The sequence below is a fragment of the Flavobacterium sp. SOK18b genome, from assembly GCF_014156605.1.
GTDB classification, from domain to species: Bacteria; Bacteroidota; Bacteroidia; order Flavobacteriales; family Flavobacteriaceae; genus Flavobacterium; species Flavobacterium tiangeerense.
In genome coordinates, this window is record NZ_QKNZ01000103.1 from 1 (window position 1) to 26,986 (window position 26,986).

Genomic DNA, 26,986 nt, shown 5'->3' on the forward strand with positions numbered 1-26,986 from the left:
AGAAGATAATTTTACAATTATTTTTAACTTTTTGTAATATTCATTTTCAATATCAACCCAATTTTCAATATTAATCTGATTATTGATATTTAAAAAAAAATTATTGGTAAATTCCAGAGTACAGTATCTTTCATACCTTGAAATAAAATACTTCAATGTTTCAAAATCATAAACACTTTTTTGCCAATCCAACTTTGCATCAGGATTATTCATAATGCGTGAAATATTTGAAACAAATAAACTATCACCATATGAATGATTATCATGAAGCTCTTTCAAAACATTGATCCAATAATCAACTATAAAATCTTTGTAAGAAGTCGGTAAACCATGAGCTAAATCAAATCCGTTTCCAATTATAACAAGTCTATTCATTTTTCCAAGTAGTTTTTCTCAAATATACTATTTTTAATACAAATTAATTTGTAAATTACTTAGATGACCTTATATTTCTTATATGGTTAAAATCCTTTTTTATTTGTATTGACATTTAAGATGACACTTTTAGTTTGATTCATCCAAAAAAATTTAAAACTTAAATGGCTAATATGTTTTGAAAAAAATTAAAGCTTTAGCTTTGCACAAACATTACAAAATTGAAACAAATCCTCTTTAAAAACACCACTATTTCCTATACCGATACTGGAAAAGGAATTGCAATTGTTTTACTACACGGTTTTTTGGAAAATAAAAAAATGTGGAATCATTTTATCCCTGAGTTGACACAAAAAAACCGTGTCATTACCATTGACTTGTTAGGTCATGGCGCCACAGAATGTTTGGGTTATGTGCACACCATGGAGGATAATGCAGATGTAGTTCATGCCGTTTTATCAGAATTACGCATTCGCAAAGCTATTTTTGTAGGGCATTCTATGGGAGGTTACGTGGCTTTGGCTTTCGCTGAATTGTATCCCGATACCATCAAAGGATTGGTTTTACTCAACTCAAGCGCAAGGGCTGACAGTGCCGAACGAAAAAAAAATCGGGACCGCGCTATTAAAGCCGTGAAACAATCATCTGTAAATTTCATTTCGCTTTCGATTGGTAATTTATTTAGTGAAAATAACAGAGAGCGATTGGCTACTACGATTGAAAACGTTAAAAAAGAAGCACTGCAAACGCCCTTGCAAGGAATTGTTGCCTCACTAGAGGGAATGAAAATCAGGCAAGATCGAGAAGTTTTGCTGCACCTTACGCCTTTTCCGAAACTTTTAATTTTAGGAGAAAAAGATCCTGTTTTGAATTATGAGGAAACCAAGGAACAAATAGAAAATACTGAGGTACAACTTATCACTTTTCCTGATGGACACATGAGCCATCTAGAAAATCAAGACGAATTATTAGCTGTTCTATTGTCTTTTTTTAAAAGTATTTAGAGCATTCCAAATCTTAAATAACCTTTTTCGATGAGTTCGTTTTTATCTTTTAAATGATGCATTTTCCCATCTTTCATTAACGCCAGTTTGGTAGAAATTTGAATCACATTTCCATAATTATGATCGGTGATCAAAATACCTTTTACATCAGACATTGTTGTGATTAACGCATTTATGTTTTCAATCATAATAGGTGACAAGCCGTTGTAAGGCTCATCAAGAAGTACAAATTTTGAATCATTGTTCAGGATTAATTTAATTTCTAGATACCGCAATTCCCCACCAGATAAATGTTTGATTTTTTTACCCAACATAGACTGTATGATGGCATCTGCACAAAATTCTTTTACTTTCGCTTTGGCAATGCACAATTGAATGGTTTTATAAATGGAAAAAGAATTTGGAATAAAAGAATCCTGCGGTAAATAGCTGATTTCCTTTAACAGCTCACTTGTTTTTGACAGCACTTTTCCACCAACCCGAACAAACTTAAAATCAGCTGGTTCTATCCCGAAAATAATCTTCAATAATGTAGATTTACCAGAACCATTTCGACCTAAAATCCCGAGAACAGAACCCGTTTCACATTTCAAATACACATCCGAAAGAATAATTTTTCCTTCGTATTGTTTTTGCACGCTATCTACTTCTAAAATACTTGTTGTCATAGGAAATTCAATATAAGATTCACAACAAGAATGAAGATCATCGAAAAGAAAAAATTAATGAGGAAGCCATAAACAATCAACTGAATTTTTGAAATACCGTTGTTGTAATAAAACAAGTATTCGTTTTTAGCATTCACCTCTTTAATCAAAAGACTAATGAAAAAACCGAAAAACAAAAGGACATATTTAAAGGTTTCAAAACCTCCAAAAACACCTGCCAAAGCGCTTATAGCAATGTTTATGGCTAAAGTGCTTTTGTAAAACTCGTAACTATTATGTAGTTTTCTGATAGTTGCTGAATTAAATTATTTTTTCTTTGAAAGGCGTATTCTCATCCAAAATTTCACTTAGTAAAAGTACCAGTTGTTCCAGATAATTCCTTAAAATATCATCGGTGATACTGCTATTAACAGTTTTATCTACTTTAAAATTAAACGGTAAAAAACCTGCTTTTAGATTTTTAAATGAGATGATACCTGCTTCGATGGTTTTCCCTTTTGCTTCGGTTTCGTACATAAAAGCATAGGCAAGCACCTGAATAATTTTATCGCTTTTAATATCTTCAATAAGTCCGTTCCAAGATTTCAAAGTCACATTAGCTTTTTCCACTTTTCCTGTTTTGTAATCGATGATTCGGATGTTTCCATTGCGCTCCTCTATACGGTCTACATTTCCTTTAATAAGGACTGGAAAAGGCAAATTCGGATGATTCAAAATGCGCTCAAAAGTTTGTTCTAAAGCAATAATTTTGATGGCATCTCCATTTTTGATACTTTCTAATTCTACTTTCAAGAAATTAGAAACATTACGTTTGGCTACTTCAAAGGCTAATAAATTCTTTCCTTTTTTGATTTCGCCTTCCTTGTACACTAATTTAAATTGTTTTAGAACCTCATCGTCTATTTGTTTAAAACAATTTTGAATATCAGTTTCTGAAATAAATTTATTAATAAATGGTTCGTATAAAACACGCAGGGTCTCATGAATAATGGTTCCCAGCGTATTCAAGGCAATATTTTCTTCCACCTCTTCCACTTCGCTAATACGTAGGATCTTTTGGAAATAAAACTGTATCGGATTCCGGATATAACTGGTCAAAGCAGAGGGTGAAAATCCTTTTTCTGCAATTTCTTTCAATCGTAACATCACACTATCCGACTTAGAAATTACAATAGGTTGGTACGCCGTATCGGGTAAAACGGCATTGTAAATTTCATGAGTAATCGTGTGATTGTTTTGCTTTTCTACTTCCAGTTGTGTTATAAATCTACTTTTTTCACCTGCATCCAAACCTTCACTTTCGGTGTTATACACCAAGTAAATAGTCTTGGCACGCTGCAACAAATGATAAAAATGATAGGTATAAATGGCGTCTTTCTCCTTAAAAGTTGGCAAACCTAACTCTCTTTTCACATCATAAGGAATAAAGGAATTTTGAGATTTACCAGCAGGGAATTTACCTTCATTCATAGAGGTGACAATGACTGTATCAAAATCCAAAACCCTACTTTCTAACACACCCATAATCTGCAAACCATTTAGTGGTTCTCCCTCAAACGATACTTCCGCAAGATCAATAACCTGCTTATAAATAGAATATAGCGTTTCTATTTTATCAATATGTTCGTGTTTAGAATAGTAGTTAATGAGTTTATTGATCACTTTAAAAATAGCGAAAACAAAGGCCTTCGTGATTTTTTCTTCCTCATTATCGTTGCTTAAATTATCTTTAATGGTTTGCAATAATTTAGAAATTGTTTCTAAAACAGGAATCGATCCGTTTTCCCATTTTTGAAATAATAACAGAAACAATTCACTAGGCTCAACTTGCAACTCCATCAATTTATGATGGGTGATAAACGTATAATTATTTTGATTGATGATTTTTACGAGCGCACTTGTATTTGCATACGGTTCTACTAAAGGATGTGTCAAAATATCCAAAACATCTTTATAATATAAAACGTAGCTTTTAGCATTTCTTGAAAGTGCATTAGTATGCATTTTAAATAATTTACTTATCAATATTTGAGCTGGATTATTCTTGCTGGAATAACCCATTGTAATATTTAAAGCGCCAACACTTGATGGTAACGAATATAAAAGTGGAACCAAGAGATTTTCATCTCCCAATACAACTGCAACTTTATCAAGCTGACCATCAATTCCTAACGTATTAGATTCAAGGATGACATTTTCAATTATACTTCCTGCTATTTTTGCTTGACCTATTGTTTTGGGCGTACCAATAACCTTTATGTTTTTGGTTTGCGAAAAATCATCAACTATCCATTCAAAAGGATTTACCTTATAATGTTTCCAATTTTCTTTAAATCTTCTCACAAAAAGTCCTGCATCATGATACGGGTCATTGAGAAAAGTTTGATCTACATCCCAAAAAATTTCAGCTTGTTCACTTGCAATGAGATGTTGAATTATTTTTTCTTCGGCAGCATTTAATGCATTAAACCCTGCAAAAAGATACTTTTTATTTTGAACACTTTCTGAAAAATGAATTAAATTAAGTACTGCTTCTCTATAAATTAATCCTTGATAACCAATCCCTTTAGTCAATAAATGTGCATATAGCGATTTGTAATAATGAGGTAATAACTTCCAGAAATCAATATATTTTTCTAATAAAGTCGTTTTATTCTCCACTTCAATACCCCATTTTTTGATGTCTTCAATATCTTTCAAATAGGACAATACATGTGCTGGATCAAGTAAATACCGATCAATTTCATTAAAATCTTGCAATAAAGTTTTGGCCCAGTTGGCAAATAACTCAAAGCTCTGTTGGTTTGTTTTATCAGTAACTGACAAGTATACTTCATAAAATTCAAATAACAACTCAATAGGATCAATAGTACGAATACCTGCAATGTCTTGAATAAAATCCTCAATACTGATAATGTCTGGAGAAAAAACATTTGTAGTCACCTGACGTTTTAGAGCTTCAATAAGAAATATTTTAGCTCGTTTATTAGGTAACACTATAATTGTATCCGAAAAACTAGTTGCGTATTTTTCTATTAAAACTGTAGCTATTTTATCTAAAAAAGTAATGTTTGTCATTTTATAAAAATAAAAAAAACGCCCCGATAAATCGAGGCGTTTTCTATAAATATTTTGAGGAAATTATTCTTTGATCAAAGAAATCTCAACTCTTCTGTTTTCAGCTTTACCTTTTGCAGTTTTGTTAGGTGCAATTGGTTTAGTTTCTCCAAAACCTGTAGATTTTAATCTCTCAGTAGCAATTCCGTTTTCAACTAAATAGTTTTTAACAGCTGCTGCTCTGTTTTCAGATAAAGATTGGTTTAATTCATTACTTCCGTCGCTATCAGTGTGACCTTCAATTTGGAAATTAGAATTAGGATACTCTTTCAAGATAGAAGTAATTGATTGTAATACTGTATAAGTACCTTGTTGGAAAGTAGATTTACCTGAATCAAATAAGATTACTTTACCGTAGTTATTTAAAGTTTTCATCACTTCTTCAGAAACTTCAGGACAACCTTGGTTAGCAACAGTTCCTTTTACAGAAGGACATTTGTCATCTTTGTCTAATACACCGTCTCCATCAGTATCTGGCCAAGGACAACCTGCGTTATCTTTAGGACCTGCTACAGTAGGACATTTGTCATTTTTATCAGCTACTCCGTCTCCGTCAGTATCAGGACATCCTTTTAATGCAACTAGACCAGCTTCATTAGGACAAGCATCATCTTTATCAGCGATACCATCTCCATCAGCATCAGGACAACCATTTAAAGCTGCTAAACCTGCAACGTCTGGACAAGAGTCAGCGCTATCTTGGATTCCGTCTCCGTCAGTATCAGGACATCCGTTGAATTGCTTTAAACCAGCAACATCTGGACAAGCGTCATCTTTATCGTAGATTCCGTCTCCATCAGTATCTTTACCTCCAAATTTGAAGATGACACCAGCAGAATGTTGGAAATGAGATGGAGCATCTGGAGTACCATTTGCATCTTCTCTATCTCCAAAAGATTTTTTGTATCTTGTTGCTAATTCAACACCTACATTCTCAGTGAACCAGAAAGTTAAACCTGCACCAGGATTTAAAGTTCCGTAGCTACTATCTCCTAAGAAAGTGTATCCACCACCTACAGAAAGAGAAGGATCAATAACTTTAGACTTGATCATGTTCATGAAGCTATATTTAATAGTAGCATCAATTCCATAATACATTAAATCTCCAGGATTGCTTACTACATACCCACGAGAATCTCTACCTGGAGATTTTGGATTAAAGTTTACGTATTTGTCAATTTTGTTTACAGATCCTGAAAGACCTACAGAGAAATTATCTCCAACATATTTCGATACGCTAATGTACGATACTGATGGTAAAATATTCCAGTTGTCTTTTACTGCAAATGGTTGAGAGAAATGACGATCAGCCCATCCTTTTCCTCCTCCTGCACTTGTTTTAGTATCTATTGCATTTACTCCGAAAGATATTGCAATAGGATTGTTGCTATCTTGTGCTTGAGACGTAAATCCCACCACCATCATCGCAGCAACAAAAATTTTGTTAAGATGTTTCATACTTAAATTTTTTAATTACATTTAGTTAATTATGAACAAAAGTAGCACGTAAATTTTAAACTACAAAATGAAATGTTAAAAAAAATCGATTTCTCAGCTCAATGTGAGAATTATATAATCCCAATATAGTAATTATATAATATTTAGCATTGTTCCAACCTCAACAAATGCTTGAATTGCCTTGTCTAAATGCGCTTGAGTATGTGCAGCAGAGAGTTGCACTCTAATTCTTGCTTTATCTTTTGGAACAACCGGAAAAAAGAAACCAATAACGTATATCCCTTTCTTTAATAATTCATCGGCCATGGCTTGAGATAACTTTGCATCGTACAGCATCACAGGTACAATTGCTGAATCACCGTCTATAATGTCAAAACCAGCTTTTTTCATCCCGTTTTTGAAATAATTTGTATTCCATTCTAGTTTGTCACGTAAAGTGGTGTCTTTTTCTAATAGTTCAAAAACCTTTATTGATGCCCCAACAATTGATGGAGCAAGTGAATTAGAAAACAAGTACGGTCTTGAACGTTGACGTAAGATTTCTATAATTTCTTTTTTGGCTGTAGTGTAACCACCCATTGCACCTCCTAGTGCTTTTCCTAGAGTTCCTGTAATAATATCAACCCTACCCATTACTCCTTTTGTTTCGGGTGTTCCTTTTCCGGTTGCCCCAATAAAACCTGCTGCATGACATTCATCTACCATAACCATAGCATCATACTTATCCGCTAGATCACAAATTTTATCTAATGGCGCAACTAATCCGTCCATTGAAAAAACTCCATCAGTAACAATTAACTTGAATCGGGTTCCCGCCTCAGTAGCTTTTATCAGTTGCTGTTCTAAATCCTCCATATTTGAGTTTTCGTAACGGTAACGAGCTGCTTTACACAAACGCACACCATCTATAATAGAAGCGTGATTTAAACTGTCTGAAATTATGGCGTCATTTTCACCTAATAAAGGTTCAAAAACACCGCCGTTAGCATCAAAAGCAGCTGCATACAATATAGTATCCTCTAAACCGTAAAACTCAGAAATTTTTCTCTCTAATGTTTTATGTATGTCTTGTGTACCACATATAAAACGAACAGATGACATCCCAAAACCATGCGTATCAAGTGCATCTTTTGCGGCCTGAACTACTTCGGGATGAGATGATAATCCTAAATAATTGTTTGCACAAAAATTAAGCACCGTTTCTCCAGTTGCTATTTTAATTTCAGCACCTTGTGGTGAGGTTATTATTCTTTCTTTCTTAAAAATCCCGTTATCTTCTATGGTTTGCAATTCAGCTTGAAGATGTTCTTTTATTTTTCCGTACATAAACTAATTATTAAAAGTTCTATTTTTTGCGAATTATTCATTTTTGAGCTACAAATTTACTACTTCGATTCCTTTTCCGATATAAATAAGTGCTTTTTTTATCACTTTATAACCCATCAACTCTATTGCCGATTGATAATCTTCTAATTGTTGTTGGTACTTTATATTAGGAGTACCCGTTTTATAGTCTATCAATTGCACTTCTTTATTTGGAGTAATCACCATACGGTCTGGTTTTATAGATTTTCCTTGCTTTTGAATGATGGTTTGCTCATTTAAAACCTCATTCCCCTCTGAAAAACAAATTTCTAATTCAGGATGATTCACAATTTCTTGAATGGTAGCCAAAACCGTTTCTTGTTGTAAAAATGATATTAAACCATTTTCTAACGCTTTTGTAATGGCTATAGAAACATCCTTTTTTGTTTTTACAAAGGATAAAATTTCATGAATTAAATTACCGTATTCAATGGCTTCTTGTTGCTGCGTTCCCCACATTATAGATTCGCGTTGTGCAATTTTAATGTTCTTTGGATTCAAAATTTCTGAAACAATGGGAATTGTTTTTGAAGTATCAACATGTTGCTTTACCAAGGACAACTTTGCTGGTTCACCCAATTCATATTCTAATTTTTGCTCATCAAAACCAATTTTATGATCTAGATAATTAATGAAAAAGCTAGACATATTATTCTTTGGAATTTCGCCTTTACTAGATAGATTCATATTTGAAATCACATACAACTGTTCCTCTGCACGAGTTAAAGCCACATACAAAACATTAATATTATCTAACAATTCTTCCTGTTTTTTTTGATGGTATACCGCTGCTGCCGCTTCGCCAAATCCCTCTACCGCACTACTATTATCAATTAAAACTTTTGGTAAACCAAAATCCTCCTCCTCAGCATTCAACCAGAGTTTGTCTTTTGGTTTTCTATTGTAATCTTCCTCGGCAAAAGGAAAAATAACAACTGGAAACTCCAAACCTTTTGATTTATGAATGGTCATTATTCGAACGGCATTGGTTCCCTCTGGTGAAGGAATACTGAATTTCTCTGCATTTTTATCCCAAAAATTCAAGAAATCAGAAATTCCTGCTTGGTTGCGAATATCGCGCTCCAAAACAATGTCTAAGAAATACTGAACATAGGCATTCCCCTCCCTTCCCGAAGCGTCGGGACTCCCCGAAAGAAAAGAAAATGGCTGGAGAAACTTTGAAATTATAGTTTCTACCGCTTCATACAATGATTTTTTTCGAATGTTTTGAAACGAAAGCGAAACATCAAAGCCGAGTAACCAATTTTCAAAATCAGTTTCTTTATGCAAAGCCATTCCTTGTGCAATAAAATCATGAACAGGAAGCTTGTCTTGACTGTTTTGAGCTATGTATTGAAGAAAATTCGCCTTAGACTCTAAATCAGAGCTGTTTTTTAAATATTTTAATAAATGAATAATCAATCGTACTTCGGTGGCATTTTGTATCATCAAAGTCTCCGAAGACAAAAGTGGAACTCCTTGTTCTGTTAAATAATTTGCAATGGCAATTCCTTGACTTCGTTTTCTAGTAAGTACCACAATATCTTTGTATTGAAAACCTTGTTGAAGGGTTTTTTGAATGGTGCTCAAAGTGGCTTCAACATATAAATCTATTTTGCTCTTGCTTTCCTCATCTAGATTTGTATCATATTCCTCTTCTCCTTTTTCTGGTTTTGGGATAAATGAAATGTTTACATACCCTCCTTTTTTATCATTCGTTTTTTGATAGCTGTGGTTTTCATACAAATCTTTGTAATCTGGGTGCTCAAATTCATTTGAAATTAACTTAAAAAAATCATTGTTAAACTCAATTATCTGTGAATAGGAACGATAATTTTTGTCTAAATGTTCCAGTCTTTTATCCGGATTGCTAAACGGGTTTTGATTCTTACTTAATTCAATAAACTGCTCTGCTTTACCACCACGCCATCTGTAAATAGATTGTTTGGGATCTCCTACTATCATCAAAGTCCCTTTTACTCCGTAATCGTCCTGACCTGAAAGTGCATTGTCAATTAACGGAATCAGGTTTTGCCATTGCATTTCGGAAGTATCCTGGAATTCATCTATGAAAAAATGTCGATAGCGCTCTCCTAATCTCTCGTATATAAAAGGCGCTGGCTGATTTTGAATTTCCCTGTGAATGATGGCATTAAACTCAGCTATTGAAAGGACATTTTGCTCCTGTTGTATTTTGGCCAATTCATTACTCACCGTATTTAGTAATGATAAAGGAGTAATGTTTTTTAAGAATGCTTTGTAGAAATTTATTTTATCGTGTAGTTTATAAATACTGTCTAAAATCTGAAGTAAATTAGGAATTACACTTTCTATTACGGCTCTGTCTTGTGCTGTTTTATTAATTTTTATATCATCAAATTCATGATAGGTTTTATTTTTAGGATTGTATTTTCCGTCTTTAATGGCAACTAAATGATTGGGGAAATGTCCTGCTGAAAAGGATTTAAGATTGATTCCATTTTTATCAATAATTGTCAACGCTTCTTCAGCTAAAGCGATGCTTTCTTTTTCAAGAATTTTACAGGTTTCGGCTAATTTTTTTTTGATTTCAACAAATTCAGTGATGGATTTGTCTTGAAAATGGGTGATTTCATTTCGGTTGTTTTCATTCAAGACCAGTTTCCCAGTTTGAAGAATTTCCCGAGATATATCCCATGACTTATCATCATCGGTTTTTTCCATTGTGAAATCAATTAACAATTTTGTTAATGTTTCATCTTCTCCAGCTTGAGCAATAATGGCATCAACAGCTTCGGTCAATAAATTTTCGGTGTCCAAAGTGACTTCAAAAGTCATGGGCAGATTCAGGTCATGAGCAAAAGCCCGAATCACTTTGTGGGTAAATTTATCAATGGTAGAAATATCAAAGGCCGCATAATTGTGAATAATGTGCTTAATGATTTGCTGTGATTTGGTTTTGATTTGGATAACAGACAGTTTGGTATCTGAAGCTAAATCCTGCATTAAGTCCTGCGCCTTTTGGTTGGGCTCTTCCTTTGCAAACTCAGATAAACTGCCTACGATTCGGGATTTCATTTCGTGCACCGCTTTATTGGTAAACGTAATCGCCAGAATGTTGCGATAGGCATCGTTTTTTTTTGCAACAAGAATTATCTTAAGATATTCTTTGACTAGCGCATAGGTTTTTCCAGAGCCTGCAGAAGCGTCATATATAGAGAAAGAAGGTTTTTCCTCCCCTCCCGATGCGTCGGGACTCACCAAAGGGGAGGGAGCCGAAACTGGATTTATTTTAGGTTCCAAATTGATATTTTTTTAATAAATTAAGATTTCTGATTTAGAATTAGCGTTCTAATATCCCAAATCCCTAGCCCTGATGGAAACGGCATCCTTTTTATAAGGTGATTTTTCATCACCTTATAAAAAGATATAGTGAACAGCAGGAAATAGCTCCTAAAAATACGTGTATTAATAGGTTACTTTTTAAAATTTGTGCCGAAACTTCGGGATAAAACTTAAAAGTAGTATTTTTGCAGCATGGAAACAAATAGACAGAAAAAAATAGGTGGGGTGATCCAAAAAGATTTGGTTGACATTCTACAAGGTGAAGTGAGAAAAAACGGATTGGCAAACTTAGTCATTTCGGTATCCAAAGTTACGGTGACTACAGATTTATCAGTAGCTACGGTGCATTTAAGTGTATTTCCTCAAGAAAAAGCAAATGAAATTCTGGAGGCTGTAAAATCAAATTCTAAGAATATTAAGCATGACTTGTCTCAACGTGTACGTTTACAATTGAGAAAAGTACCAAATTTGGTTTTCTTTATTGATGACTCTTTAGATTATATTGAAAAAATAGACAATGCTCTTGCTAACCGGGACAATCCTATTGAAAATAGAGATTTATTAGATAAACGTAGATTTCAATAACCTTTGAATTTTCCCCTTTATATAGCCAAACGTTACCTTAAGAGTAATAGCAAAAACAACGCTATTAACATCATCAATCGGATTGCCAGTTTGGGAATTATTGTTGGTGCCATGGCTTTGTTTGTGGTTTTATCAGTGTTTAGCGGACTTAAAGTATTTAGTCTTTCGTTTGCAAATGATATAGATCCTGATTTAAAAATAGGCACTACTCTGGGTAAATCTTTCTTTATTTTACCAAGTCAGGAAAAGCAGATTAAAAAAATAGATGGCATCGTTTCCTATTCTAAAATTATTGAAGAGCGGGTTTTGTTTACTTTTGATGGAAAACAAGAGGTTGCTACTCTTAAAGGAGTGGACTACAATTTTAATAAAGTAAATGCCCTTGATAAAAAACTTTTTAACGGGCAATGGCTTAATCAAGATACGTACCAAGTGGTTGTGGGTTATGGAATAGCTCAAAAATTCTCCATGGGATTGTTGGATTTCAATAATCGATTGGAGGTTTTAGCACCAAAACCAGGAAAAGGCGCCATTGAAAATCCTGAACAAGCTTTTAATAAAACCGATGTAATACCAGTAGGCATCTACAATATAAACGACGACTTAGACTCAAAGTATGTTTTTGCTGACTTGGGTTTAGCCCAAGAATTACTGGAATACAAACCCAATCAAGTTTCGGGAATAGAATTTAAAGTATCTAAAAATGCCGATGAAAAGGCAATTACATCCCAATTAAACTCCATTTTTAGCCATAAAATCACGGTAAAAAACCGAGCTCAACTTAACGAGGCTCTTTATAAAATGCTAAACACTGAGAATATTGCTGTGTACTTAATTTTTACTTTAGTGATTGTGGTGGCGCTTTTTAACCTAATTGGCGCTTTGATCATGATGATTTTGGACAAAAAAGGGAATTTAAAAACACTTTATAACCTGGGTACAGAAATAAAAGACTTACGCAAAATATTCTTACTTCAAGGTACTTTATTGAGTGTTTTTGGTGGCATTATAGGATTAACTATTGGGATTATTATTGTTTTATTGCAAGAATACTTCCAGTTGATTATGATTACTCCTACACTAGCCTATCCCGTTGTTTTCTCTCTTGAAAATGTTCTTATTGTGATGGGAACCATTGTATCGCTAGGTTTTATTGCTTCACTGATAGCGAGTAGTAGGGTTAGTAAAAGGTTGTTGGAGTAGTTTTCCCATTTAAAATAAAACACGAATTCCACCAATTTACACGAATTAATTTGTGCAGATTAATGGAATTGCTTCGCTTGTTCCTATAGCTCAGATTAAGTTTATAGTGTCACTAAACCACCTCATAACCGGCATAAGCATCCTGAATTTCATCTAAAGCTGCAAATAACTCTTCGGGACGATCGAGGGTTACTAATTTTTGTTTGTGGGTTTTAAAAGAATGAATTCCCTTGAAATAGTTGGTGTAATGCGGTCGCGTTTCAACAATTCCTAATCGTTCTCCTTTCCAGTCCATGGCCCAAGTAAGGTGATTGCGCACGGCTTCTACTCTATCAATAACGGTCGGTTTAGCTAAATGCTCTCCTGTTTTGAAGTAATGTTTGATTTCGTCAAAAATCCAAGGATAACCAATGGCAGCACGACCAATCATGATGCCGTCAATGCCGTATTCATTTTTATATTGTAATGCTTTTTCTGGAGAATCAATGTCGCCATTTCCAAAAATAGGCATCGTAATTCTTGGATTGTTTTTCACGCGGGCAATGTGTGACCAGTCTGAGTGACCTTTGTACATTTGGGCACGCGTTCTAGCGTGTATGCTCAATGCGGCAACACCAATGTCTTGCAAACGTTCAGCAACCTCATCAATATTGATAGAATTATCGTCCCAACCCAAACGCGTTTTCACCGTTACTGGTAAATGGGTGCTATCAATAACGGCTTTGGTCAACCGAATCATTAAATCGACATCTTTTAAAACACCAGCACCGGCACCTTTGCAGACCACTTTTTTTACTGGACAACCAAAATTGATATCAATAAGATCGGGATTTACGGTAGAAACAATTTTTGACGAAAGTGCCATTGCCTCTTCATCTCCACCAAAAATCTGGATTCCCACAGGGCGTTCGTAATCAAAAATATCCAATTTCATTCGGCTTTTGATGGCGTCACGAATTAATCCTTCGGAAGAAATAAATTCAGAGTACATCATATCAGCACCATGCATTTTGCACAATCTACGAAACGGCGGATCGCTCACATCTTCCATTGGAGCAAGAAGTAAGGGAAAATCCGGTAATACAATATGGTCGCCTATTTTAATCAAGATGTTTTTATTTTTTGCAAAGATAAAAAAATTAGACCGATAATTTTGGAACTATCAAGAGATTAAGACACAAGAAGTCGTACTTGCAAAATTTTGACATTGGTTTACAAAAAATAATTATTTTTACGAAAACTACAAGATGCTTTTTCAATTTGGCTTTTACAGTTCCGTTTTACTTATTTCGTTTACACAAGGAATTGTATACAGCGTTTTGTTACTTGCAAAAGCTATCAAAACTGACAATAAATCGAATTATTGGCTGAGTTTTTTCATTTTTCTTTGTAGCCTCTATATTGCACCGTGGATGCTTGGTTTTGCGGGCTGGTACGACAATCAACCCTATCGGGATATTTTATTTTACACCCCTTTTCAACACCTTTTATGGATAGGTCCGATCATCTTTTTTTACACCCAAAGTTTACTGAATCCCAGTTTTAAATTTTCGAAAAAAGAGGCACTCCATATTCTGCCAGGATTGCTGTATCTTATGTACATCATAGCTATTTGGATTTACGACCAATTCATTTTGGGCGATTACTATTTCTATGAAAACGGAATGGACAAAGACTTTGAGAAATGGTATCAAAAACTAGGTTTATTCTCTATGATTGTGTACTTTATTTTGAGCATCCGATATTACAATGTATACAAAAAACTGATGTTTCAAGTAGTGAGTTATGCCGATTCGGTTTTGTTTAAATGGATTCAAACGTATTTGATTGCTTTTTTAGTGATGTTACTTTTACCACTCGTTTTTGATGGTGTTGAATACTTTTTTCCAGAAATGAAATCGTATCAAGGCAGTTGGTGGTTTTATCTTTCTTTCTCGATTGTGATGTACTACATTGCCATTACAGGATATTCTAATCCTACAAATGCTACGATACCGTTTAAGATGTCTTTCTTTGACAAAAGTCCTATTCTTTTATTGGACAACAGCAGTACAGATGATTTGGAAACGAATATTGACATTCAGTATGAGTCCGTAGAAGAAGCTGTTTCGCCCGAAACGGAACATTGGAAATCTAAAATAGAAACCTTAATTCAAGCTGAAAAACTCTATCAAAATCCCGAATTAACGCTTACTGATTTGGCAAAAAAATTAGAAACCAACGCCTCTGTTATTTCCAAAACGATCAATCAAGGGTTTCAAATGAACTTCAATGATTACATCAATAATTTTAGAATTGAAGCGGTTAAAATCAGTTTGTCAAATGGCGAACACAAAAAATCTACCTTGCTAGGAATTGCTTTTGATTGCGGCTTTAATTCGAAAGCCACTTTTAATAGAGCTTTCAAGAAAAATACCTCAAAAACACCAAAAGAATTTACAGAAAACCTGTGACCTCAATGTTTACAATACTTTAAAATATTATTTAGTTAGTCTCAAATCATAATTTGAAGCGATTGGTTCTGATTTATGGCGCAACTTTGCCCTGTTATTAATCACTAAAAAACTAATTATGAAAAAATTAATCTTGGCAATAATGTTGGTCTTCGCTTCAACTTTTGCACACGCACAACTTATAGGTTCTGGTCATGGCGGTTTAATTGTCAATTAAAAATAATTTCAAAATTCAATATCAATATCAATAAGAAAATCAAAAAATATAACATTATGAAACTACTTACCAAAATTACCAAACCTGTTTTATTACCACATTGGTCACAAGATCTATTTATTGCTATTCCGCGAATTGTTTGTGGGTACTTGCTGGCTTTTAACTTTGGAGCCGATAAATTTGGAATGCCCTGGTCACCCGTTGATGCTAATTTAGGATTGTTTGAAGTCGCTTTTTGGTTTCCCGGTGATGTGGCAAATTATGGTGGAATTTTTGCCATTGCTCCAGCTTTTTTTGCTTGGATGGGCGCTTTTGCAGAAGCTGTTGGCGGGTTGCTACTGTTGTTTGGATTTCAAACCCGTGTTGCTTCTTTCTTAGTAATTTGCACCATGCTAGTTGCTATATTTATGCAACAAATACAAAATGGATTATGGAATTGCCTTGCCGCCATGGGATTTCTTTGGGTAGCAATGTTCTTTTTAACACTAGGGTCAGGACGATTTGGAATTGATTATTTACTAACTAAAAACAAAGCTTAATTATGAAAACTAAAACGATATTTCTAGCACTTGTACTTTCTTTATTCTTGACAAATTGCGTTCAAAAAACCTATAAAAAAACCGTTATTTTTACTTTGGATGCATCCGAAATAAAAAATGTAAAAAAGGTAGCCATTCGTGGAAAAGACAAACCATTATCTTGGGGTGAAGCTACCGAAATGAAATTGAATACTGCCAATAACACCTATCAAATAACAACCACATTTGTTACCGGTTATAAATTTACAGAAGTAAAATTTGTGGTTAATGACAGTTTAGAATTCGAAAATGAAGACAACCGTAGAGTGATTTTTTCTGAAAAAGACACTTCGTATTACCAAGCGAAGTTCAATAAAAGATGAGTCATTGCTTATTTATATTTAAGGAACTGCCCAAAAACTATCTTGTAAAACAGTGTTTTCATAAAAGAAATTTGCTTTTCTGTTCCCGGTGAAGTCGAGGTATAAAAATTCAAGTTCATAGACGGCACAAGCAACAACCGTGAAATTTTCTTGAAACAAATCGCTTTCACTATCTGTGGGCTTTAGGGTCGAAAAACGTTCTTCGTATCCTAATGTTGGATGATCTGATTTTGTGTTGGGTGGTTCCAATGTCATATAACCCAGACGGGCTTGCGGACTGGTTGCCTTCCAACGATCATTTTTTAAGGTATCGTTAGTGTGTAAAGTGGCATGTGCTTTCACAACAATTTGAACCCGCTGACGCGCATCGTAAAACAAGAGTGATATGCGATTGTCTTTTAGTAAATCATAACATTTTCGGGAGCGATCGTCCGTGTGGAAATATATGGTTTTGTTTACCTCATCAACTTTTCTGTTTACTACAATTCGTAAAGCGGCAGTGTTGTATTCATTTATGGTACCAACGCACATGGTTCGGAAACCGTTTTTTTTCTTGACTGAACCGTTGACTAATTTTTTCCAAGCTAGTTTTTCAAGCTCTTGTAAGTTGTACGGAGTGTCGTTTATGGTAATAGAATCTTGTGGTGAAGTATGCATAAATAGATGGTATAAAAGTTCAAATGTAACTGCAAGATGCTCTTGTAAGTACGAGCAAAACTACAATAAGAAAGACCCTAAAAGAGAACTGCTAAAAAATTAAATTTCAATTGCAGTAACATTAGGCATTGTTGAATCTCTCATAAAAAACTTTTAGCCTATATTTGCAAATTAATTGACTCTTAGTGGGGTTTTGCGTGAGGGATAGCAGCGGCATCCTTTTGTGAAGTCCCGATAGCAATCGGGACTTCACAAAAGATAGAGCGCATAGCCCGACGGCTTTTTCTGCCGGCACGCCCACAAGTTGACAAGCAAATTTATTGATATTTACTGAAAATGAAACACATAAGGAATTTTTGCATTATTGCACATATTGATCACGGGAAAAGTACGCTTGCAGACCGTTTACTAGGTGCTACACAAACTGTAACTGCTCGTGAAGAAAAGGCGCAATTGCTTGACAATATGGACTTGGAGCGTGAACGTGGTATTACAATTAAAAGTCACGCAATTCAGATGGAGTACACCTACAAGGGTGAGGAATACATCTTGAATTTAATTGACACTCCGGGACACGTTGATTTTTCGTATGAAGTTTCTCGATCTATTGCGGCTTGCGAAGGTGCGCTTTTGATTGTGGATGCAGCGCAAAGTATTCAGGCACAAACGATTTCAAATTTATATCTGGCTTTAGAAAACGACTTGGAAATTATTCCGGTTTTGAACAAAGTAGATTTACCAAGTGCCAACCCTGAAGAGGTGAGCGATGATATTATTGATTTATTGGGTTGCGACCTAGAGGATATTATTCACGCCTCTGGAAAAACTGGTTTTGGTGTCGAAAATATATTAGCAGCTATTATTGAAAAAATTCCTGCTCCAAAAGGAAATGTTGACGAGCCTTTGCAAGCTTTGATTTTTGACTCTCATTACAACCCGTTTAGAGGTATTGAGGTTATTTTTAGAGTAGTAAATGGTGAAATTAAGAAAGGGCAAAAAATTAAATTCATGGCTACTGGCAATGAATATTTTGCTGATGAAATAGGTACTTTGAAACTCAATCAAGTGCCAAAACAAGTGATTTCAGCTGGAGATGTTGGATACTTAATTTCTGGAATTAAAGAGGCGAAAGAAGTAAAAGTAGGTGATACACTTACGGATGCAAAAACGCCAACAAAGAATATGATTACGGGTTTTGAGGATGTAAAACCAATGGTTTTTGCCGGTATTTACCCTGTTGATACAGAGGATTATGAAGATTTGCGTGCCTCAATGGAAAAACTACAATTGAACGATGCTTCGCTTGTATTTTTGCCTGAGAGTTCAGCGGCTTTAGGTTTTGGTTTCCGATGTGGATTCTTAGGAATGTTGCACATGGAAATTATCCAAGAGCGATTGGAGCGCGAGTTTGACATGACTGTAATTACCACGGTTCCTAACGTTTCGTATTTGGCGTATACCAAAAAAGATCCGGAGACACCGTTTATCATTAACAACCCATCTGATTTACCAGAACCTTCACGTTTAGACCGTGTAGAGGAACCCTTTATTAAGGCAACTATCATCACTAAAGCTGATTTTGTGGGTAACGTAATGAGTTTGTGTATTGAAAAACGTGGTGTAATTACCAATCAAACTTACTTGACAACAGAGCGTGTTGAATTGAATTTTGACATGCCACTTGCCGAGATTGTATTTGACTTTTACGATAGATTGAAAACGGTTTCTAAAGGGTATGCCTCATTTGACTACTCTCCAATAGGAATGCGTACTTCGAAATTAGTTAGACTTGATGTATTATTGAACTCGCAATCTGTAGATGCTTTGTCTGCTTTGATTCACGAGAGTAATGCCTACAACATTGGTAAAAAAATGTGTGAGAAATTGCGTGAATTGATTCCGAGACAGCAATTTGATATTCCAATTCAAGCGGCCATTGGTGCTAAAATTATTGCGCGTGAAACGATCAAAGCATTGCGTAAAGACGTTACAGCAAAATGTTACGGAGGAGATATTTCTCGTAAACGTAAATTATTAGAAAAACAGAAAAAAGGTAAAAAGAGAATGCGATTGGTAGGGAATGTTGAAATTCCGCAAGAAGCGTTTATGGCCGTATTAAAGTTGAATGATTAAAGATATAATCATACGCTTTTAATTTTTTTTTTAATAGTTTTGCCTGACGACTACTTATTACAATGACTAAAAAATTATTATTCCTACTCACAATTCTCACATACTTTACATGTGGGAATTTGTTGTATGGAAATAATACAAATAAAGTCAGTAACAATTTTAAGAATTATAAAGCAGAGCACGCAAAATCTTATGGGTTTTCTGCTTTAAATGAAATTGAAAATGATTTTGAATTTATCAGTTTTGACATTGAAGAAGATGTCGAATTTGGTGATGACTTAGAAAAATATTCCAATTCGATCAGTTCAAATTTTGGTTTGTTTTCATATTCCAAAAATCAAAAAATCTACAACAAAACACTTTTTTGTATTCTACAAAAGAGTATTCCTTTATACGATCTTTTCTGTAACTGGAAGCTTAATTTAAGTTAATACAATATTCATAACTGTTTGCTATACAAGCAAAACATTATTGTTATTAACTTAATTTAGAATATAATGAATTTAACTTCATTGCGATTTGTGGAAGAGGCAACTCTTCACAAACTCTCGCATTTTCTACCTGCACAAAATCCGTTGAAAGACTTTGTGCATCATAACACATTACATGCTTTTCAGGATAAAGATTTCTTTACTGCCTTACAAGAATCATCTGAAATATTTGGTTACAAAACATTTTTACCTCTTTCTGATTTTAGAAATAAGTTAAAAAACAACCAAATAAATGAGGCAATTCTAGATAAAATTATCTACCAGAAAAAAGGAGAAGACCACTTTTCATCTTGGAAAGAAAATGTTCTGCATAAAAACTACGACGAAGCCATTTATCCAAAAATTGGAAAACTTAGAAGTCTTTGGAAAGAGAAATATGCCATAAACTTAGACAAATCGACTCACGGTATTCTTTTTAGAATCTTGTGCAGTTATTTAGATCAAGGTATTTCAGTTTGGACATTTCCAGTTCATCAAGACGGGTTTTTAGCTTCTATAAAAGAATTAGATAAAAATGGTGTTTTTAGTATTTTTTCAACGTCAAGAGCTAAGAAATTACTAGAAGAAGACACTTCCATTTATAAATTACTTCAAATTTTAGTTGGAGAAGGTTTGTATTTTGAAAATTATCTCTTTGATCAACAATTTTCTCATCCTGGATGGAGCGGTATGATTGCAACTTTAGAAAGCAATCCCACTTCACTTTTAGATGAAAGAAAAATAACTTTAAAAGAACTTATTACTTTCGAGTTACTTTTAGAGATTGATGCATTAGATAAAAAATTTGGTGAAAACTGGGAACCTCTAATTACCAAAATCACATTTGAAGCTGAAAATCTATTTTCTCAATCGGCTTACTCAGAATATTTTGAAGTGCTTTCTATTTGGCAAGAAGCTTTTGAATGGACCTTTTACAACCAAGCCTTAACCGGTTTGCAACATAAAACAAGTGTAAAAGCCTCAGAAGAAAACACAAAATTTCAAGCTTTCTTTTGTATGGACGATAGAGAATGTTCGTTTAGAAGACATATTGAAGCTTTAGAACCAAGTGTAAAAACTTTTGGGGTTGCGGCATTTTTTAATTTCGAATTTTTCTATCAACCCATAAATGGAAAGTTCTTTACCAAATTATGTCCAGCACCTGTTACTCCACAATTTTTAATTAAAGAGTTGCCTAGAAAAAAGAAAAGCGCTAAAGATTATCACTACCATAAAAAATCGCATTCCTTGGTATTTGGTTGGCTTATTTCTCAAACTTTGGGGTATACCTCAGCGTTTAAATTGTTTTTAAATATTTTCAAACCTAGTATGTCTCCTGCCACTTCGGCTTCATTCAAACATTTGAATAAAAAGTCGAAATTAGTAATAGAAAACACTAATCCGGAAGAAAAAATAGACGGTTTACAAGTAGGATTTTCTATTGAAGAAATGGCTAATCGTGTGGAAGGCATTTTGAAAACTATTGGTTTGGTAGAAAATTTTGCTCCAATAGTTTATGTAGTTGGCCACGGAGCAACTAGCGTGAACAATACTCATTTTGCTGGATACGATTGCGGGGCTTGTAGCGGAAGACCAAGTAGTGTAAACGCAAAAGTATTAAGCTTCGCAGCCAACCATGTAAAAGTTCGTGAAATTTTGGCTGAAAGAGGCATTGTTATTCCAGCTGAAACTCAGTTTCTACCCGCTTTACATGATACCACTAGAGATGAAATTGTTTTTTACGATGAAGAATTACTTTCTGTAGTAAACACTTTTTCACATAAAGAAAACAGCAAAACATTCACAAATGCCTTAGCCAATAATGCCAAAGAACGCTCTAGACGGTTTGACACCATTAATTCTAACGAAAGCATTTCAAAAGTACATGAGAAAATAAAAAATCGTTCGGTTTCACTATTTGAACCTAGACCAGAATTGAATCATGCGACAAATGCCATGTGTATTGTGGGAAGAAGAAGTGTATCGGACCATGTGTTTTTAGACAGACGTTCGTTTATGAATTCATTTGATTATGAAGTAGATCCAAAAGGCGACTATTTAGCTGGAATTTTAAATGCCGTAGCTCCAGTTGGTGGTGGAATTAATTTAGAATATTATTTCTCAAGAGTTGACAATCATAAACTCGGTGCGGGCTCCAAATTACCTCATAATGTAATGGGATTAATTGGAGTTGCGAATGGAATTGACGGCGATTTACGACCAGGTTTACCTAGTCAAATGATTGAAGTTCACGATCCATTACGCTTGTTAATTGTAGTAGAACATTTTCCTGAAATTGTAAAATATGCCATAACAAAAGTTCCCGCAACCTATGAATGGTTTATCAATAATTGGGTGAATTTGGTTGCCTTGCATCCAGAAACTAAAACACTATATCGTTTTGTAAATGGTGAATTTGAAATTTACCAACCCGCTTCTTTTAATATACAAACTATCGATAATTCTTTGGAATATGCGATAACGAGTTCGGAAAATTTAAACATAACGCTACTAAAATAAGATGATGACAAATGAATTTTTATTAGTATTTATCATTATTCCTATTGTAGGATTTTTGATTAGTTTTTTCATTCCAGAAAAAAAAGAGTCTTGGCTATCTTGGACGGCATTTACAACGGTTTTTGCGCAGTTGTTAGTGTTGTGTGTTTTTATTTTCTATTGGATATTTAACGGCAGCAAAGATTTGAATTTATTCGAAGTATCGTTAGTCAAAACAAATGACTACGACTTCTTTATTGATTTTTATTTTGACAAAGTAACTGCGGTGTATTTATTCATTGGTGCTTTATTAACCTCAATGATAACAACATATAGTCGCTATTATTTGCATCGAGAAAAAGGATACAAACGCTTTTTTATCACGGTTTTATTCTTCTTTTTTGGATATAATTTAGCCATTTTATCAGGGAATTTTGAAACTTTATTTATCGGTTGGGAAATTATCGGAATTTCATCATTTTTACTTATTGGTTTTTACAGAGAACGTTATTTACCTGTAAAAAATGCTTTCCGAGTATTTTCAATCTATAGAATTGGTGATGTTGGAATTATTTTAGCAATGTGGGCAAGTCATCATTTGTTTCATGAAAACATCACTTTTATCCGACTACACAATTACGAATTAGTCAACGAACATTTGCAAAATCACACCTTAATTGGTTCGTTTATCGCCTTATGTTTGGCGTGTGCAGCAGCAGTAAAATCGGCTCAAGTACCATTTTCTTCTTGGTTACCAAGAGCGATGGAAGGTCCTACTCCATCAAGTGCTATCTTTTATGGTTCCCTTTCGGTGCATCTAGGTGCTTTTTTAATGTTACGTACGATGCCTTTTTGGGAACACCAAACGTCTATGCGAATTGCCATCGGCGTAATGGGATTAACCACAAGTATCGTTACCACTTTAATTGCTAGAGTACAATCGTCTGTAAAAAGTCAAATTGCTTATAGCTCGATTTCACAAATTGGATTGATATTTATTGAAATAGCTTTGGGATTCGAAACATTAGCTTTATTTCATATTGCTGGAAATGCGTTTTTAAGAACCTATCAATTATTGGTTTCACCATCTGTGGTAAGTTATTTAATCCGAGAACAATTTTACAATTTCGTACCTAAACAAGTAAGTAAAAGCATGATTCCTAAAAAATTAGAAAATGCTTTATATGTTTTGAGTTTAAACGAATTTCACTTGGAAAAAATCATTAGAATTTTCCTTTGGAATCCATTAAACACAATTGGTAACAAGTTAAACTTCTTAAACTTAAGAAAACTATTCTTCTTGTTTTTAAGCACGTATTTAGTTGGAAGCATCACTTTGTATTACAAAAATTCCATTCCAAGTTACGTGACTAATTATTTACCTGAAATTTTCGCTGCGATTGGATTAGTATTCGTATTCAAAGCCTTTTCAGAAAGAAAAAGTCCGTTTGTTGCTTGGTTATTAATTGTTTTTAACCATTTCTGGATCGTGTTAGCCATTTTGTTTAACGAAAAAGTAAGTTATTACGAAATATCCCTTTATATCACAGGAATTGTAATTGCGGGAACTATTGGTTACATCGCTTTATTGAAATTAAAAACAATGGAAAAGAGAATTTTATTAAGTCAACATTCTGGACACGTATATGAACATCCAAAATTTGCTTTCTTTTTCTTATTAGCAGCACTTGGCGTTACAGGTTTTCCAATTACTTCCACCTTTATTGGCGAAGATTTATTGTTTAGCCATATTGAAAGTCACCAAGTTGTACTAGCTTTTTTAGTAGCCACTAGTTTTGTGGTTTCTGGAATAGCCGGCGTTAGAATTTACACTAGACTTTTCTTAGGAACACACATTAAGACCTATCACGAATTACCTTATAAATCATCATAATTAAAAATATTTAAAAAATATGAACTCAAAAGTTAAAAAATATATCCCTGCAGACGGAATTGCAGGATTAAAAGAAAATTTCTCAGCAGATGCTATTTCTGGTTTTATTGTGTTTTTATTAGCGCTTCCTTTAAGTTTAGGAATTGCAAAAGCCTCCGATTTTCCGCCTATTATGGGTTTAATTACCGCTATTATCGGTGGTTTGTTGGTGAGCTTAATTTCAGGTTCACGATTAACAATAAAAGGACCAGCAGCAGGATTAATTGTAATTGTAGCCGGAGCAGTAGCAGAATTTGGTCATGGTGATAATGTTTTAGGTTGGAAATTAGCCTTAGGCGCAATGGTTATTGCTGGTTTAGTTCAAATTTTATTTGGCGTTTTAAAACTTGGAAAACTTGCTGATTTTTTTCCGCTTTCAGCCATTCATGGTATGTTAGCCGCCATTGGAATCATTATTATTGCCAAACAAATTCCAGTATTATTAAACGATAATCCAACACTTGCAAAAGGAAAAGGCCCATTGGAATTACTAGCTAATATTCCGAATTTCATTATGAATTTAGACTATAAAGCTACTATTATTGGTGTAGTGAGTTTATCTATTATGTTAGGCTGGCCATACATCAAAAACAAGTATATCAAAATGTTTCCAGCACCGCTTGTAGTTTTATTGTTTGCTATTCCAGCAGAGTTATATATGGATTTCGCACATACTGAACCCGCTTATTCTTTGGTGAAAATTGGAAATTTAGTAGACAACATTAATTTCAATGCTAGTTTTGCTGGTATTTCACAAACAGGAACGTTTATCAAATTCGTGATTATGTTTGCTTTGGTTGGAACCCTAGAAAGTTTATTAACTGTAAAAGCTATTGATTTAACGGATCCATTCAAAAGAAAATCGAATACCAATAAAGATTTAATTGCGGTTGGAATTGGAAATGTTCTTGCTGCATTTTTAGGTGGTTTACCAATGATTGCTGAAGTAGCACGTAGCTCATCCAATGTGAACAATGGTGGAAAAACACGTTGGGCGAATTTCTTTCATGGTTTTTTCATTTTAGCCTTTTTATTAGTCGCTTCACCATTATTAGAAATGATTCCAAATGCCGCATTAGCAGCGATGTTAGTTACGGTTGGAATAAAATTAGCACATCCAAAAGAATTCATTCATACATTTGAAATAGGAAAAGAACAATTAGCTATATTTTTAGTGACTATTTTCTTTACTTTGTTCGAAGATTTATTAGTAGGTATTGCTGCCGGTATGGTTTTAAACATGATCATTCACTTATTACACGGAACTCCAATTTCATCATTTTTCAAAGCACCAACTGAAGTAGCTTTCGAAGGAAATGACTATTTAGTAACGATTAGTAAAGCTGCAATTTTTACTAATTTCTTAGGAATTAAAAGAAAATTAGAAGAAATTCCATATGGCTTTAATGTTACTATCGACTTGAAAAACACTAAGCTTGTAGACAATTCTGTTATGGAAAACTTAGAACATTTTGTTCATGATTATGAATCTAACGGAGGAAAAGTAACCATTGTAGGATTAGAAAATCATACTGCTTTTTCTGCTCACCCAAAATCTTCAAGAAAAAATTTAAATTTTATAAATTAACAAATGAAAAAATACAGTCATTTCTTAGTAGCTCTCGTTGGGCTACTAGGAATTCTTTTGCCAAATAGTTCAAGCGCACAGGTAAAAACAAATAATAACGATGTTTGGTTTCATTATGTTGGGAAAAACATGTTAAGCCAAAAGTTATCGTTTACATTAGAAGCCACTATGCGATATGCAAACGGGGTTTCAGAAAAGCAACAATATTTTGTGAGGCCATCTCTTGATTATCAATTTACTAAAAAATTCAATGGTAGTGTTGGTTATTCACATTACAACACCTATGTTTATGGAAGTCCGGCTTTAAACAAAACAGATATTCCTGAAGATCATGTTTGGATTCAAGGAACGTTTGTTCACTCGAATGGTAAATTTAAATTCACGCATCGTTTAAGAGATGAAAATAGATTTGTTGGAATTGCAGTAAAAAATGGCACAGAGTATTCAATTGATCATTACGAGTATAGAAACAGATTGAGATATATGTTCTTGATGAATTATACTTTAACGAAAAAAGAAGATAAAGTCAAATTGTTCGGAATTCTGGGCGATGAAGCTTTTTTCAATATTGGTTCCAATGCTGGAAAAACGTTCTTCAATCAAAATAGAATTATTGGAGGTTTAGGCTATAATATTGATAAAAACCAACAAATTCAACTGAGCTATATCCATCAGAACATTTGGAATTACACGAATACGTTACAAGAAAGTAATCCAACCGTTAGAATATCCTACATCACTAACATTAGTTTGTTTAAATAAATTTACAATTTGAAAGAAGTAGTGTTTTGATCAAATAAGAGATCTATATTTCACATTCCTATTATACAAAAATGATGGAACACCATTGACCAAAACCCTTTGTAAGCTATAAATTTGTACTAGTAGATGAAGATGTATTTATGGCGGTGTTGAAATTGAATGATTAATCTTTTTTTTGAAAATACAATAAAGAACAAAGAATATAGAGAAGACCTGATGATGTAAAAATTGTCAGGTTTTTTTGTTTATTTTTGGTAGAGTAAATATTTTAATC

Annotated in this window: 20 protein-coding genes; 12 read left to right on the forward strand and 8 right to left on the reverse strand. The window is 33.9% G+C overall.

Features of this window, described 5'->3' with window-relative positions:
• Positions 1-375 (reverse strand): AbiH family protein (locus tag DNC80_RS13550; RefSeq protein ID WP_220485252.1); only part of this gene is annotated, 375 nt, incomplete at its 3' end.
• A 221-nt stretch (positions 376-596) separates the two neighbouring features.
• Between DNC80_RS13550 and DNC80_RS13555 the strand changes: the two genes are divergently transcribed.
• On the forward strand, positions 597-1,379 hold the full coding sequence (locus DNC80_RS13555; RefSeq protein ID WP_182651672.1) for an alpha/beta fold hydrolase: 783 nt from the start codon (positions 597-599) through the stop codon (positions 1,377-1,379).
• Here DNC80_RS13555 and DNC80_RS13560 read toward each other — a convergent pair.
• The 5 genes from DNC80_RS13560 to DNC80_RS13580 all read right to left on the reverse strand — a co-directional run bounded on the left by DNC80_RS13560 (position 1,376) and on the right by DNC80_RS13580 (position 11,227).
• On the reverse strand, positions 1,376-2,047 hold the full coding sequence (locus tag DNC80_RS13560) for an ATP-binding cassette domain-containing protein (protein ID WP_182651673.1): 672 nt from the start codon (positions 2,045-2,047) through the stop codon (positions 1,376-1,378). The genes DNC80_RS13555 and DNC80_RS13560 overlap by 4 nt on opposite strands.
• Before the next feature lie 300 nt (positions 2,048-2,347).
• Entirely contained in the window at positions 2,348-5,125 is a 2,778-nt protein-coding gene (locus DNC80_RS13565) for a PD-(D/E)XK nuclease family protein (protein ID WP_182651674.1), read from the reverse strand.
• Positions 5,126-5,188: 63 nt separating this feature from the next.
• The gene (locus DNC80_RS13570) at positions 5,189-6,622 is read right to left on the reverse strand and encodes an OmpA family protein (protein WP_182651675.1); all 1,434 of its coding nucleotides are present in this window, start codon (positions 6,620-6,622) and stop codon (positions 5,189-5,191) included.
• 132 nt (positions 6,623-6,754) lie between these two features.
• A complete protein-coding gene (kbl, locus tag DNC80_RS13575) occupies positions 6,755-7,948 on the reverse strand; it encodes a glycine C-acetyltransferase (RefSeq protein WP_182651676.1) in 1,194 nt (397 codons plus the stop codon).
• A 48-nt stretch (positions 7,949-7,996) separates the two neighbouring features.
• Positions 7,997-11,227 carry a UvrD-helicase domain-containing protein gene (locus DNC80_RS13580; RefSeq protein WP_370628766.1) on the reverse strand — a complete coding sequence of 1,077 codons (3,231 nt, stop codon included), beginning with the start codon at positions 11,225-11,227 and terminating at the stop codon, positions 7,997-7,999.
• A 276-nt stretch (positions 11,228-11,503) separates the two neighbouring features.
• Here DNC80_RS13580 and rbfA point away from each other — a divergent pair, with 276 nt between their 5' ends.
• Both rbfA and DNC80_RS13590 read left to right on the forward strand, forming a co-directional pair.
• Positions 11,504-11,896 (forward strand): 30S ribosome-binding factor RbfA, encoded by a 393-nt coding sequence (gene rbfA / locus DNC80_RS13585; protein ID WP_086453295.1) that lies wholly within the window; start codon positions 11,504-11,506, stop codon positions 11,894-11,896.
• Between the two features lie 3 nt (positions 11,897-11,899).
• Entirely contained in the window at positions 11,900-13,099 is a 1,200-nt protein-coding gene (locus DNC80_RS13590) for an FtsX-like permease family protein (protein WP_182651678.1), read from the forward strand.
• A gap of 112 nt (positions 13,100-13,211) precedes the next feature.
• On the opposite strand, the gene dusB is transcribed toward DNC80_RS13590, so the two are convergent.
• Positions 13,212-14,207 carry a tRNA dihydrouridine synthase DusB gene (gene dusB / locus DNC80_RS13595; RefSeq protein ID WP_144890531.1) on the reverse strand — a complete coding sequence of 332 codons (996 nt, stop codon included), beginning with the start codon at positions 14,205-14,207 and terminating at the stop codon, positions 13,212-13,214.
• Positions 14,208-14,346: 139 nt separating this feature from the next.
• On the opposite strand from dusB, the gene DNC80_RS13600 reads away from it, so the two are divergent.
• The 3 genes from DNC80_RS13600 to DNC80_RS13610 all read left to right on the forward strand — a co-directional run bounded on the left by DNC80_RS13600 (position 14,347) and on the right by DNC80_RS13610 (position 16,670).
• Positions 14,347-15,552, forward strand: a complete 1,206-nt coding sequence (locus DNC80_RS13600) for an AraC family transcriptional regulator (RefSeq protein ID WP_182651679.1) — start codon at positions 14,347-14,349, stop codon at positions 15,550-15,552.
• A gap of 273 nt (positions 15,553-15,825) precedes the next feature.
• Positions 15,826-16,308 (forward strand): DoxX family protein, encoded by a 483-nt coding sequence (locus tag DNC80_RS13605; RefSeq protein ID WP_182651680.1) that lies wholly within the window; start codon positions 15,826-15,828, stop codon positions 16,306-16,308.
• Between the two features lie 2 nt (positions 16,309-16,310).
• The gene (locus DNC80_RS13610) at positions 16,311-16,670 is read left to right on the forward strand and encodes a hypothetical protein (protein WP_182651681.1); all 360 of its coding nucleotides are present in this window, start codon (positions 16,311-16,313) and stop codon (positions 16,668-16,670) included.
• Positions 16,671-16,688: 18 nt separating this feature from the next.
• Here the strand turns inward: DNC80_RS13610 and DNC80_RS13615 are convergent, their stop codons facing one another.
• The gene (locus DNC80_RS13615; protein WP_182651682.1) at positions 16,689-17,327 is read right to left on the reverse strand and encodes a pyridoxamine 5'-phosphate oxidase family protein; all 639 of its coding nucleotides are present in this window, start codon (positions 17,325-17,327) and stop codon (positions 16,689-16,691) included.
• Between the two features lie 336 nt (positions 17,328-17,663).
• Here DNC80_RS13615 and lepA point away from each other — a divergent pair, with 336 nt between their 5' ends.
• The 6 genes from lepA (at position 17,664) to DNC80_RS13645 (ending at position 26,712) form a co-directional block, all read left to right on the forward strand.
• The gene (gene lepA / locus DNC80_RS13620) at positions 17,664-19,460 is read left to right on the forward strand and encodes a translation elongation factor 4 (RefSeq protein WP_182651683.1); all 1,797 of its coding nucleotides are present in this window, start codon (positions 17,664-17,666) and stop codon (positions 19,458-19,460) included.
• A 62-nt stretch (positions 19,461-19,522) separates the two neighbouring features.
• Positions 19,523-19,891 carry a hypothetical protein gene (locus DNC80_RS13625; RefSeq protein ID WP_182651684.1) on the forward strand — a complete coding sequence of 123 codons (369 nt, stop codon included), beginning with the start codon at positions 19,523-19,525 and terminating at the stop codon, positions 19,889-19,891.
• A gap of 66 nt (positions 19,892-19,957) precedes the next feature.
• A complete protein-coding gene (locus DNC80_RS13630) occupies positions 19,958-22,450 on the forward strand; it encodes a YbcC family protein (protein ID WP_182651685.1) in 2,493 nt (830 codons plus the stop codon).
• 4 nt (positions 22,451-22,454) lie between these two features.
• The gene (locus tag DNC80_RS13635; protein WP_182651688.1) at positions 22,455-24,323 is read left to right on the forward strand and encodes a proton-conducting transporter membrane subunit; all 1,869 of its coding nucleotides are present in this window, start codon (positions 22,455-22,457) and stop codon (positions 24,321-24,323) included.
• 19 nt (positions 24,324-24,342) lie between these two features.
• On the forward strand, positions 24,343-25,950 hold the full coding sequence (locus DNC80_RS13640; RefSeq protein WP_182651686.1) for a SulP family inorganic anion transporter: 1,608 nt from the start codon (positions 24,343-24,345) through the stop codon (positions 25,948-25,950).
• Positions 25,951-25,953: 3 nt separating this feature from the next.
• Positions 25,954-26,712, forward strand: a complete 759-nt coding sequence (locus DNC80_RS13645) for a DUF2490 domain-containing protein (RefSeq protein WP_182651687.1) — start codon at positions 25,954-25,956, stop codon at positions 26,710-26,712.
• Positions 26,713-26,986 lie beyond the last annotated feature (274 nt).

Bases quoted from the DNA above. Each gene is read 5' to 3' on its own strand.
- DNC80_RS13600 (WP_182651679.1), top strand. From the start codon at position 14,347: ATGCTTTTTCAATTTGGCTTTTACAGTTCCGTTTTACTTATTTCGTTT.
- DNC80_RS13565 (WP_182651674.1), bottom strand. From the start codon at position 5,125: ATGACAAACATTACTTTTTTAGATAAAATAGCTACAGTTTTAATAGAA.
- DNC80_RS13625 (WP_182651684.1), top strand. From the start codon at position 19,523: ATGACTAAAAAATTATTATTCCTACTCACAATTCTCACATACTTTACA.
- DNC80_RS13605 (WP_182651680.1), top strand. From the start codon at position 15,826: ATGAAACTACTTACCAAAATTACCAAACCTGTTTTATTACCACATTGG.
- DNC80_RS13630 (WP_182651685.1), top strand. From the start codon at position 19,958: ATGAATTTAACTTCATTGCGATTTGTGGAAGAGGCAACTCTTCACAAA.
- DNC80_RS13570 (WP_182651675.1), bottom strand. From the start codon at position 6,622: ATGAAACATCTTAACAAAATTTTTGTTGCTGCGATGATGGTGGTGGGA.
- DNC80_RS13645 (WP_182651687.1), top strand. From the start codon at position 25,954: ATGAAAAAATACAGTCATTTCTTAGTAGCTCTCGTTGGGCTACTAGGA.
- rbfA (WP_086453295.1), top strand. From the start codon at position 11,504: ATGGAAACAAATAGACAGAAAAAAATAGGTGGGGTGATCCAAAAAGAT.
- DNC80_RS13560 (WP_182651673.1), bottom strand. From the start codon at position 2,047: ATGACAACAAGTATTTTAGAAGTAGATAGCGTGCAAAAACAATACGAA.
- lepA (WP_182651683.1), top strand. From the start codon at position 17,664: ATGAAACACATAAGGAATTTTTGCATTATTGCACATATTGATCACGGG.
- DNC80_RS13610 (WP_182651681.1), top strand. From the start codon at position 16,311: ATGAAAACTAAAACGATATTTCTAGCACTTGTACTTTCTTTATTCTTG.
- DNC80_RS13615 (WP_182651682.1), bottom strand. From the start codon at position 17,327: ATGCATACTTCACCACAAGATTCTATTACCATAAACGACACTCCGTAC.
- DNC80_RS13635 (WP_182651688.1), top strand. From the start codon at position 22,455: ATGACAAATGAATTTTTATTAGTATTTATCATTATTCCTATTGTAGGA.
- kbl (WP_182651676.1), bottom strand. From the start codon at position 7,948: ATGTACGGAAAAATAAAAGAACATCTTCAAGCTGAATTGCAAACCATA.
- DNC80_RS13640 (WP_182651686.1), top strand. From the start codon at position 24,343: ATGAACTCAAAAGTTAAAAAATATATCCCTGCAGACGGAATTGCAGGA.